Annotated in this window: 9 protein-coding genes; 6 read left to right on the forward strand and 3 right to left on the reverse strand. The window is 33.9% G+C overall.

Annotated elements, in window-relative coordinates:
- The first annotated feature begins 164 nt into the window (after window positions 1–164).
- On the forward strand, window positions 165–1,238 hold the full coding sequence (locus tag DYH56_RS09125; protein WP_114642555.1) for an AI-2E family transporter: 1,074 nt from the start codon (window positions 165–167) through the stop codon (window positions 1,236–1,238).
- Window positions 1,239–1,304: 66 nt separating this feature from the next.
- Here the strand turns inward: DYH56_RS09125 and DYH56_RS09130 are convergent, their stop codons facing one another.
- The 3 genes from DYH56_RS09130 to DYH56_RS09140 all read right to left on the reverse strand — a co-directional run bounded on the left by DYH56_RS09130 (window position 1,305) and on the right by DYH56_RS09140 (window position 5,060).
- Window positions 1,305–2,594 carry a dicarboxylate/amino acid:cation symporter gene (locus tag DYH56_RS09130; protein ID WP_114642556.1) on the reverse strand — a complete coding sequence of 430 codons (1,290 nt, stop codon included), beginning with the start codon at window positions 2,592–2,594 and terminating at the stop codon, window positions 1,305–1,307.
- Window positions 2,595–2,622: 28 nt separating this feature from the next.
- Window positions 2,623–3,813, reverse strand: a complete 1,191-nt coding sequence (gene megL, locus DYH56_RS09135; protein WP_114642557.1) for a methionine gamma-lyase — start codon at window positions 3,811–3,813, stop codon at window positions 2,623–2,625.
- A gap of 68 nt (window positions 3,814–3,881) precedes the next feature.
- Window positions 3,882–5,060, reverse strand: coding sequence for a MalY/PatB family protein (locus DYH56_RS09140; RefSeq protein ID WP_114642558.1), 1,179 nt, complete (start codon window positions 5,058–5,060; stop codon window positions 3,882–3,884).
- A 161-nt stretch (window positions 5,061–5,221) separates the two neighbouring features.
- Between DYH56_RS09140 and pdxR the strand changes: the two genes are divergently transcribed.
- From pdxR to DYH56_RS09165, 5 genes are all read left to right on the forward strand, one after another.
- A complete protein-coding gene (pdxR, locus tag DYH56_RS09145; protein ID WP_114642559.1) occupies window positions 5,222–6,652 on the forward strand; it encodes a MocR-like pyridoxine biosynthesis transcription factor PdxR in 1,431 nt (476 codons plus the stop codon).
- A gap of 63 nt (window positions 6,653–6,715) precedes the next feature.
- Window positions 6,716–7,423, forward strand: a complete 708-nt coding sequence (locus DYH56_RS09150; protein ID WP_114642560.1) for a YaaA family protein — start codon at window positions 6,716–6,718, stop codon at window positions 7,421–7,423.
- A gap of 63 nt (window positions 7,424–7,486) precedes the next feature.
- Window positions 7,487–7,777, forward strand: coding sequence for a hypothetical protein (locus DYH56_RS09155; RefSeq protein WP_114642561.1), 291 nt, complete (start codon window positions 7,487–7,489; stop codon window positions 7,775–7,777).
- Window positions 7,777–8,313: a hypothetical protein gene (locus DYH56_RS09160; RefSeq protein WP_114642562.1), complete on the forward strand. Its 537-nt coding sequence runs from the start codon at window positions 7,777–7,779 to the stop codon at window positions 8,311–8,313. The genes DYH56_RS09155 and DYH56_RS09160 overlap by 1 nt, the downstream gene beginning before the upstream one ends.
- A 20-nt stretch (window positions 8,314–8,333) precedes the next feature.
- Window positions 8,334–9,836, forward strand: coding sequence for a carboxypeptidase M32 (locus DYH56_RS09165; protein ID WP_114642563.1), 1,503 nt, complete (start codon window positions 8,334–8,336; stop codon window positions 9,834–9,836).
- Window positions 9,837–10,140 lie beyond the last annotated feature (304 nt).

Below are 10,140 nucleotides of genomic sequence, written 5' to 3' on the forward strand. Positions count from 1 at the left end.
CCGACTCCTACAATGCTGTCTGATTCCACAGATTAAAAGCATGCAGGAGTGTAATTTTTTAATAATTTTAGTTTGATTTTGCCTGCTATATCGGGTAAAATTAAGGAACAGTTGGAAATTAAATGTATAATTTATAATTTTTTTAGCACAAAAGGAGAATCCAAATGAAAAAGATAAACAAACCCCTCTTTACAGGGATAATTTTAATTTTAATCTACACAAGATTTAATAACCCGGGAGCTATCACCCTTACCCTGGGAAAGTTTTTCTCCTTTTTTTCAGTATTTATCTATGGCGGGATTATTGCTTTTTTATTGAATCCCATCCTAAAATTTTTTGAAAAAAACAAAAAAATAAATAGAAAATCCAGTATTCTAATCCTATATTTTTCCCTCTTTCTCCTTTTGGGATTATTCTTTTCATTTATAATCCCTAGATTGATTGGAAATATATCCGATCTGATAGAAAATTATCCAAAATATATCTCAGTCTTTGAAAATTCTGTAGCTAAGTATAGACACCTCCTTCCATTTTTAAAGGATGTCAATCTTTTAAATGAACTTTTACTCCTACAGCAGAAGACCCTTATTTTCCTGAAGCAGGAGTTTTCCTTCTTAGTTGGCCAGTTTTTAGGGGTTACAGCAAAAATTGTAAGTTTGATTTTTTCCCTTATTTTTTCTATATTTTTTTTAGGAAACAAGGAATATTTTCATACCTTAGCCAAAGAAATTTTAGACACCTTTTTATCTAAAAAGTTATCCGGCGAAATAAAAAGTCTATCTCACAAAATAGAAAGGGTATTCTTAGGATACCTTTCAGGAAAAACATTGGATTCCCTGATAATAGGTGGAATCGCCATGGTTGGGTTGACCATTATGCACATTCCCTATGTTATTTTACTGGGGATATTTATTACTGTCTTCAATTTTGTGCCCTATCTAGGTCCCTTTATCGGTATTGTCTTAGGAGCAACTATAGCATTATTTACCAATCCCGGTAATACCCTTATAGTTATAATTTTCTTGGCATTATTGCAGCAATTTGATGCCTGGGTTTTAGAACCTAAGATTTTAGGAACCAGCCTGAACCTCAGTATGTTTTGGGCTATTGCAGCGGTTACCCTCGGGGGCAGTGTTTGGGGTGCTCTGGGAATCATCATAGCTATCCCTAGTTTTGCTCTGATAAAAGAATTGTATTTGGCAAAAAGTAAAAAAAAAGCTCATAAGATAGTTGAATGATTAATTTTTTTAAAAAGGCTTGAATCCTTCACAGGATTCAAGCCTTTTTTAATTTATTCTAAGTTTTTAAACAACGGTATCCGCTTTTAATTCTTCCAAATCTCCACTGGATTTATCCATCCAGCCTTTACCTTCAACTCTTCTTGCTACCATCATAGATGCCACGCAATCTCCAGTTGCATTTATCATTGTAGCCATAGCATCTGTAAGAATTCCTATAGTTACTATAATTGGTATAACCTCCGGGTTAAATCCGTAGAAAGCAACGATGATAAGTGAACCCATCATTCCTCCTCCTGGAATTCCACTTATTACCACTCCAGACATCACCGATATGGCAATAGCTGTTGCCCATGTTCCTATTCCTGTAAACTCCATATTGAAGATTCCAAATAAGAAGGCTATTTTCATCAATGTAGTCAGTGCCGTTCCATCCATATGAATAGTTGCTCCAAGTGGAAGGGTAATACTGCTTATATCTTCAGGAACCCCTATTTTTTTCCCACTTTCAAAGTTAGTCGGCAGAGTAGCCACTGAACTTTGAGTAGCTAACGACGTCAATACTACAGGAAATATATTTTTATAAAATAATTTTACTCCTTTTTTCCCGCCGGCATAATATGCATACCCCGTAAATGCCGTTAAAAAATAGATGATACAAATAGGATAAAACATCAAGATAGCTCTGGCATAAGCTCCTAATAAATCAGCACCAAACTGACCTATCAATGCTGCAAAATAAGCTCCCAATCCAATCGGTGCATATAACATAATAATGCTTATCATTTTCATAAATACTTCACTGCACATATCCAGCACATCTACCAAGGCACTTGTAGTAACGCCTCTGGCTTTGTTAACCGCACTGACACAATAACCAAATGTCATGGCAAAAATTATCAGTGGAAGCATGGCATTCTTGGATAAGATCAAATTAAAGTCTCCAACTGTAAGAGCTTTTACTAATTGATCCAATAAATTAGCTTTTTCAGGCTGAATATATTCTCCGAAGTCCATTACCACACCCTGTGCCGGTGGATAGATTCTAACTATAATGATGATAATAATTGAAGCAAACATTCCTGTGATACAAAAGATACCTAAAACATTTCTAAGAATCTTCCCTAAACGCTGCATATTTGACATCTTAGCTATTGAACTGGCCAAACTGAAAAATACCAGTGGTACTACTGCTGTAAACATTAAATTAAGAAAAATCTGCCCAAATGGTTTTAAAACTGTTGCTTTTTCCCCATAAATTAAACCAATAATACTTCCGGCTACGATTCCCATTAACAAAAGAATCATAGGTTTATACGATTCCCAAATTCCATTTTTTTTCAATTCCCCTGACATAGTTAATTCCCCCCTTAAATAATTTACCTTATATTTTTTCTAATCCCTGCTTCAAATCATCTATAATGTCATTTACACCTTCTAAACCTACAGATATTCTAACAAGTCCGTCTGTAATTCCTGATGCCAACCTTTCTTCCCTAGTGTATGGAGAATGAGTCATAGATGCCGGATGCTGGATCAATGTTTCTGTATCCCCTAAACTTACTGCTAGAGTACATAATTCCAAGCTGTTTAATAATTTTTTTCCTGCTTCTATCCCGCCTTTTACGTCAAATGCTATTATTCCTCCGAATCCATTCATTTGCTCCTTTGCAATTTCATGCCCTTCATGAGATTCAAGTCCTGGATAATATACCTTTTCTATCATAGGATGAGCATCTAAGAATTCAGCTATCTCCCCTGCATTACTGCAGTGTCTTTCCATTCTAAGCTCTAAAGTCTTCATTCCTCTTATCATAAGAAAAGCATCTTGCGGGCTTAGCACAGAACCAGTCATATCCTTTACACCTACTAATCTTATCTGGGTTACTGTCTCTAAGTCTCCTGCTACAAATCCTGCTACTACATCTCCATGACCGTTTAAATATTTAGTAGCTGAATGAACTACTAGGTCGGCTCCTAATTTTATAGGATTTTGAAGATACGGTGTTGCAAATGTATTATCTACTACTACCAATGTGTCTTTGTTTTCATGAGCTATTTCAGAAATTTTCTTTATATTTACAATTTTTAAATTTGGGTTTGCCGGTGTTTCTAAGTAAACTATTCTTGTGTTAGGTCTCATAGATTTTTTTACAGCCTCTAAATCAGAAGTATCTACAAATTCCACGTCTATTCCGAATTTAGTCAATCCATGACTTAAGAACGCATATGTACATCCGTATAAAGTTTTGTCCGCTAACACATGGTCTCCAGCTTTAAGCAGTGTCCACATTGTAGAAGAGATAGCTCCCATTCCTGAACTAGTTGCTAACGCTGCTTCTGCTCCCTCTAATAACGCTAATTTCCCTTCTACAACACTTGATGTAGGATTTCCTAATCTCGAATAAATATATCCCGCTTCCTCTAAAGCAAATCTTCTACCGCCTTGTTCTGCAGTGTCAAATACAAATGTAGAACTTTGATATATCGGTGTTGCTAATGTTCCGAATGGATTTTTTTCTGACCCTCCGTGGATAGCCTTTGTTCCAAATCCTTTTTCTTGAATTCCTTTCATTTTTCCTCCTCTAGATTCCCTAATAAATATAACATTTTGTATTTTAATCTTTTTATTTAAATTTTTTATTATAAATGATTCACTGCTTTTTTAATTCTCTTCATTCCTTCTTCCAACATATATCTTGGGCACGCTACATTTATCCTTTCGTAACCTTCCCCTTCTACTCCAAACCAATAACCATCATCCAGTGCTATCTTTCCTTTTTCCTGCATTAGTCTCGAAAGTTCATCTTTATTTAGGCCGTAGTCTGAAAAATCAAGCCAAACAAGATAAGTTGCCTCTGGTTTTCTTACCCTTACTCTTGGTAGGTTTTTAGAAACATAATCTACCAAATAATCCATATTTCCATCTATATGCTCTACCAGTTGATCTGCCCACGAATGGCACCTTGTAAAAGCTGCTTCCACTGCAACAATTGCAAATGGATTATTTCTTTTTATATCCAATATCCCAAGCTCTGTATCCATTATTTCTCTCTCATCCAGTCTTGGAAAGTGTAAAAATGCTGCCTGAAGTCCTGCTAAATTAAAAGTTTTGGCTGCAGAAAAACAAGTAATTGTAATGTCCTCTATCTCCTTTGAGATAGAAGACATTGGAGTATGTACATTCCCAGGCATTACAAGGTCTCTCCATATCTCATCTGAAATTATTCTTACATTATTTTCTAAACAGATCTTTCCTATCTTTTCAAGCTCATCTCTCTTCCAAGATCTTCCCACTGGATTATGCGGATTACAAAGAATAAAAAACTTTAAATCCGGATCCTTTGCTTTCTCCTCAAAATCTGTATAATCCATAGTATAGTATCCACTCTCATCTTTGATTAATGAGTTTACCACAAGGTTTCTGTTATTCTTCTTTACTACATTTGTAAATGGATAGTATACAGGATTTTGTATCATTATTTTATCCGAGGGGTTCGTTAATAGTCTTATCATAAGAGATATCCCCGGTACTACTCCTGGAGTATGGATGAGGTTTTTTGTCTCTATCTCCCAGGAAAATCTATCTTTACACCATCCCACAGCACTCCTATAGTAGGCATCCGGTCTGTAAACATATCCAAAGATACCTTCGTGTGCTTTTTCTGCCATGGCCTCAGTTACCTCTGGAGCTGTTTTCAGGTCCATGTCCGCTATCCACATAGGCCAAAGGTCATTTGAAACAAAATTTTTATCCATTTCCGACCATTTAGCAGAATGATTATTTTTTCTATCAATTTTTTCATTAAAGTTATACTTCATTTTCACTCCTCCACAACAACTGTTATACATCACTTGATACTGTTCTTGATTTTTTTGTATTATTATCGTATATTTATAGTAAGTATAATCTCAAAGTTATACTTTGTCAATAAAATCCAAACAAAAGTGGTGTATAACACTTTCGATTAAAAGGAGAGCAAATGAACATAAAAATAATTCTAAATAAAGACACAGATATCTACAAACAGATTTATTCACATTTTAAGGAAGAGATCCTCACTAAAAGATTCAAAGTAGATGAAAAATTACCCTCGATCCGACAGATTGCAAATAAACTTAAAATCAATAATATCACCGTTTTAAAGGCATATTCCCTGCTAGAAGCAGACGGATATATCTATAAAGTAAAGGGAAGCGGGTCCTTTGTTAAAAATATAAATTTAAACAACACCTGCACCCTGCAAAAACCAATCTTAGAGAATTTTAAAAACGGGCAGATTAAAATAAATTCCAATATTAATTTTGCCAGTGCTACCCCCAATAAAGAAATATTTCCCACTGAGATCTTTCAAAATATTATTTCCAATCTTTTTTTAGAGGACGGTTCCGATCTATTTATTTATGAAGATTCTCAAGGAAATTTAGACTTGAGAAAAAACATTGCTAATCTACTGAAAAAAGAGATAAAAAATATATCTCATAAGGAAATTCAGATTATTAACGGGGCACAGCAGGGGTTAGATCTGTTAAAAAAAGGAATAATAAAAAACAACTCTACCATTATTTTAGGAAGTCCCACTTATTCCAGTGCAATCACTACTTTTTCTAATTTTTGTAAAATTAAAACCGTCCCTGTACAAGCCGATGGCTTTGATATGGAGACATTGGAAGATATCCTTAAATCAAAAAAAATAGACTATGTATATGTCATGACTAATTTTCAGAGTCCAACAGGCTATAAATGGTCCGACGATAAAAAAATTAAATTATTAAACTTAGCTGAAGAATATAGCTTTTATATTATTGAAGACGATTGTTTATCCGAATTGTATTACCACGATATTCCCACTTCTTCCATAAAATCCATGGATTTTATGGATAAAGTTTTTTATATAAATACTTTTTCTAAAGTTATTATGCCTGGTCTGAGGTTAGGGTATTTAATTCCCCCTAAAAAATTCATTTCCAGCATTATTAATTCTAAATTTATCTCCGACATATCATCCTGCAGTTTATCTCAAAGATCATTGAATGTATTTTTAGAAAACCATTATGAGGAACACCTGTTAAAAATAAGAAGTTTTTATAAACAAAAATATGAACTGGTAAAATCCCTTATTTTTAAATCCAAATTTTTAAAATTAGATTATCTTCCTGAAGGCGGGTTTTATTTCTGGGTTTCAGTTCTAAATGATTTAAATTGTGATTTATTGTATATGAAATTTAAAGAACGGGGTGTCAATGTCCTCCCTGGAAATGTATTTTTTTATAAAAAAACCAGTTCCAATAAAATAAGGATCAGTTTTGCTGCCGTAAGTGAAGATGAAATAATATTAGGGTTTAGAATTATAGAAGAAACTATCCACGAAATAATACACGGTGGGGAAAATATATATACTCCTTTAATTTAAAAAAATTATGAATTTCCCATCCCTGGTATTATAATTAAAATAATTATACACAGGAGGTTCAGTATGAAAATTATATTTTCACCGGCAAAATCAATGGATTTTTCAGATTCCGTAAAAACCCCGCTTAAAATAAATTTCACCGGTAAGACAAATTTTCTTTTAAAGCACTTAAAGAGTCTGTCCCTGGATGAAATAACCAGAATAATGAAGGTCAAAGGAAACACCTTAAATCATGTGAAAGAGATCTATGAAAACTACAAAAGTGCCAATACTAAAAAAGCCATAGGAGCTTACAATGGGATATCATTTAAACAACTGGACTTAGACAGCTATAATGAGAAGGAATTCGAATTTTTAGATTCCCATCTTATCATCCTTTCTGCCCTCTATGGAATCCTTAAGCCCTCTGACTTCATCAAAGAATACAGACTGGATATGAATATGAAACTCCTGAAAGATCAGAATTTATATAAATTTTGGAAAAAAGAAGTGAACGGATATTTTGAAGAAGATGAACTCGTCTTAAATTTAGCCTCGAAAGAATTTTCCAAAATCATAGAAAAACCCATGATAACCATAGATTTCAAAGAAAAAAAAGGGGATCTCTATAAATCGGTAAGTACTTATTCGAAAATGGGGCGCGGCCTGATGCTCAACTATATAGTCAAAAACAAGATTACTTCTATAGATCGGATCAAAGAATTTAATCTGGAGGGATACAGCTTAAATCCTGAGCTTTCCGATAAATTTAATTTGATTTTTACAAGATGATATGAATTTTATGATATAATAGATCATAAATATAGTATTAAATTTAAAAATCAGGAGGAATATATGTTTAAAGTAGAAGTTGGAAAAGGACCACTCATGTTTATGTCTTACTCTAGAATAATGAAAGAAGTTACAGGAGAAGCCCAGATTGAAGAGGTTAAAGATTCATATTACGCTATCTTATATGACTTCGGAATGCCCATTGGCTGCGGCAGGATGAAGGTCGAAGACACTCTTTACATCATAGATAATATTAAAATATTTAAGGACTTCAGTACCCAGGGTCTCATCGAAGATATTTCAGATCAGCTGTTAAAAAAGGCAAAATCTATTGGTCTTGAGGAAAAAAACTAATGAAAAAAATTATAACACTGTTTTTTTTGACAACCTGCCTGACCTTTGCTATCCCCAATTTTGAAAGTTTAGGATGGGGGTTCAGTATAGATGCCATCAAAGGTTTTTATCCTGAGGTGGAAAGGGAATTTACACCTAGCAGCAACGTCACAAAATATAATTATTATCCCAAGGGTACAGATATAGGGAAAGTTGTCTTCTATCTCGTGGACAACCAGCTCTATAAGATAGTAACGGTCTTTGACCCGACTAAGGTCAGATCAGCTGATGTAGAAGGGCTGTTCAAAGATTATTCACAAAAATGGGGAGAACCGGATTCCGCTCCCTTTGAAGAAAATTACGACAATTTTTCTATCAGAGGAAATGAACATACCTGGATCGTTGGAACTACCTATGTTTCACTTATTGGACAGGATTATTTTGATCACGACAATAACTTAACCGATTCGAAGTTAATGGTTGAATACGGACTCATCGACCCGGCTAAAAGAAAAAAAGACTCATCTTTAAATAATTTGATTTTAGATAAAAAATAAGCAGATCATGGGGGGAGAAAATGAAATATCAGGAAGCATTGGATTATGTAATCAATAAGTTAGAGGAACTCAGTAATTATGACTATGCATCATCGATTATTTACTGGGATTTAGAAACTGGAGCACCTAAAGAAGGGATTAGAAAAGCTTCTAAAGTCCTGGGTTTCTATAGTGGTGAATCCCATAAAATTCTAACCGATCACAAATTCAATAAAAATTTAGATCTTTTACTTGCAAATTTAGATCTTTTAGATGCAATCCATAAAAAAATCGTCATTGAAACTAAAAAAGACATCGAAAATATAAAAAAGATTCCTTTACACGAGTATAAAGAATACAGTGAACTTCTATCCAAGGCCCAGCCTGTATGGGCAGAAGCCCGGGGAAAAAATGATTTCTCATTATTCCTGCCCTACTTAGAAAAAATAATCAAATACAAACAAAACTATGTGAATTATAAAGGGTATAAAGAACATCCCTATGACGCTGTTCTGGATGATTACGAGCCTGGAATAACTGTTAAGCAGCTGGATATATTCTTTGAAGATTTAAAGGAAAAACTTGTTCCCCTCATCTTAAAGATCAATAAAAAGAAAGATTTTATATCCGATGACCTTTTAAAATTAGACTATTCCGTTGAAAAACAGAAAGATTTTTCTATATTCATAGCAAAATATCTTGGGTTTGATTTCGAAAGGGGCTTATTGAAGGAAAGTGCACATCCATTTTCTATGGGGCTCAACAAATATGATGTGAGGATGACTACCAGATACTTCTCCAATGATCTGCAGCCGTCTCTTTTTGGAACTATCCATGAATCAGGCCACTCTATATACGAACAAAATATAGGTGAGGATATATGGGAGACTCGATTAGGCGGTGGGAACTCCATGGGGATCCATGAATCCCAATCCAGATTGTATGAAAATTTAGTTGCCAGAAGTTTGGAATTTTGGATCCCGATCTATCCAAAATTACAGGAAGTTTTCCCTGAAAATTTAAAAGATGTTACTCTGGATGAATTTTATAAAGCTATCAATAAGAGCCAGTCCGACCTGATTAGAGTTGAAGCTGATGAACTTACTTATTCATTGCACATTATCCTCAGATACGAGATCGAAAAGGAACTGATTGAGGGTAAAATTAGGGCTTGTGACCTGCCAAAAATTTGGAATGAACGAATGGAAAAATATCTTGGGGTAACTCCTCCCAATGACTCCCATGGTGTTCTGCAGGATGTCCACTGGGCTGCCGGGTTATTTGGATATTTCCCATCCTATGCTCTAGGAAGTGCCAATGCTTCCCAGATAATGAATACAATGAGAGATAAATTAGATGTAGATACCATCTTAAAAGAGGGTAGATTAGAGAAAATCAAAGAATATTTGGGAGAGAATATCCATAAATACGGAAAATTAAAAGATCCCAATGAAATTATGGAGATTGCCACTGGAGAAACTCCTAATTCAAAATATTATGTAGATTATTTAATCGATAAATACAGTAAATTATACGAAGTATAATTTATAAAATTTTATAATAAAAAGTGGTTCTTGTATCTAATGGGAATCACTTTTTTTTTCACAAGTCTAGTAATTAATTTTTTATTGTTTAAAAACGTTATAATACACTTTTAAATCTCCGTTGTATTGACATTCATTTATAAATATTACATACTTTTACTACTTAAACCTTTATAATGTTTATGGTAAAGTAAAAAGACAGCACAGTTGCAAAGTAAAATGTCAGCGTTTTAGCAATAAATAAAAAAAGACCATTGACACATATCAAATTACACTCTAATAATTTAAGTGACTAAACTAAACT

Source organism: Psychrilyobacter piezotolerans, from assembly GCF_003391055.1.
Taxonomy (GTDB): Bacteria; Fusobacteriota; Fusobacteriia; order Fusobacteriales; family Fusobacteriaceae; genus Psychrilyobacter; species Psychrilyobacter piezotolerans.

Coding starts and splice junctions, on each gene's coding strand:
- DYH56_RS09125 (WP_114642555.1), top strand. CDS start 165: ATGAAAAAGATAAACAAACCCCTCTTTACAGGGATAATTTTAATTTTA.
- DYH56_RS09130 (WP_114642556.1), bottom strand. CDS start 2,594: ATGTCAGGGGAATTGAAAAAAAATGGAATTTGGGAATCGTATAAACCT.
- megL (WP_114642557.1), bottom strand. CDS start 3,813: ATGAAAGGAATTCAAGAAAAAGGATTTGGAACAAAGGCTATCCACGGA.
- DYH56_RS09140 (WP_114642558.1), bottom strand. CDS start 5,060: ATGAAGTATAACTTTAATGAAAAAATTGATAGAAAAAATAATCATTCT.
- pdxR (WP_114642559.1), top strand. CDS start 5,222: ATGAACATAAAAATAATTCTAAATAAAGACACAGATATCTACAAACAG.
- DYH56_RS09150 (WP_114642560.1), top strand. CDS start 6,716: ATGAAAATTATATTTTCACCGGCAAAATCAATGGATTTTTCAGATTCC.
- DYH56_RS09155 (WP_114642561.1), top strand. CDS start 7,487: ATGTTTAAAGTAGAAGTTGGAAAAGGACCACTCATGTTTATGTCTTAC.
- DYH56_RS09160 (WP_114642562.1), top strand. CDS start 7,777: ATGAAAAAAATTATAACACTGTTTTTTTTGACAACCTGCCTGACCTTT.
- DYH56_RS09165 (WP_114642563.1), top strand. CDS start 8,334: ATGAAATATCAGGAAGCATTGGATTATGTAATCAATAAGTTAGAGGAA.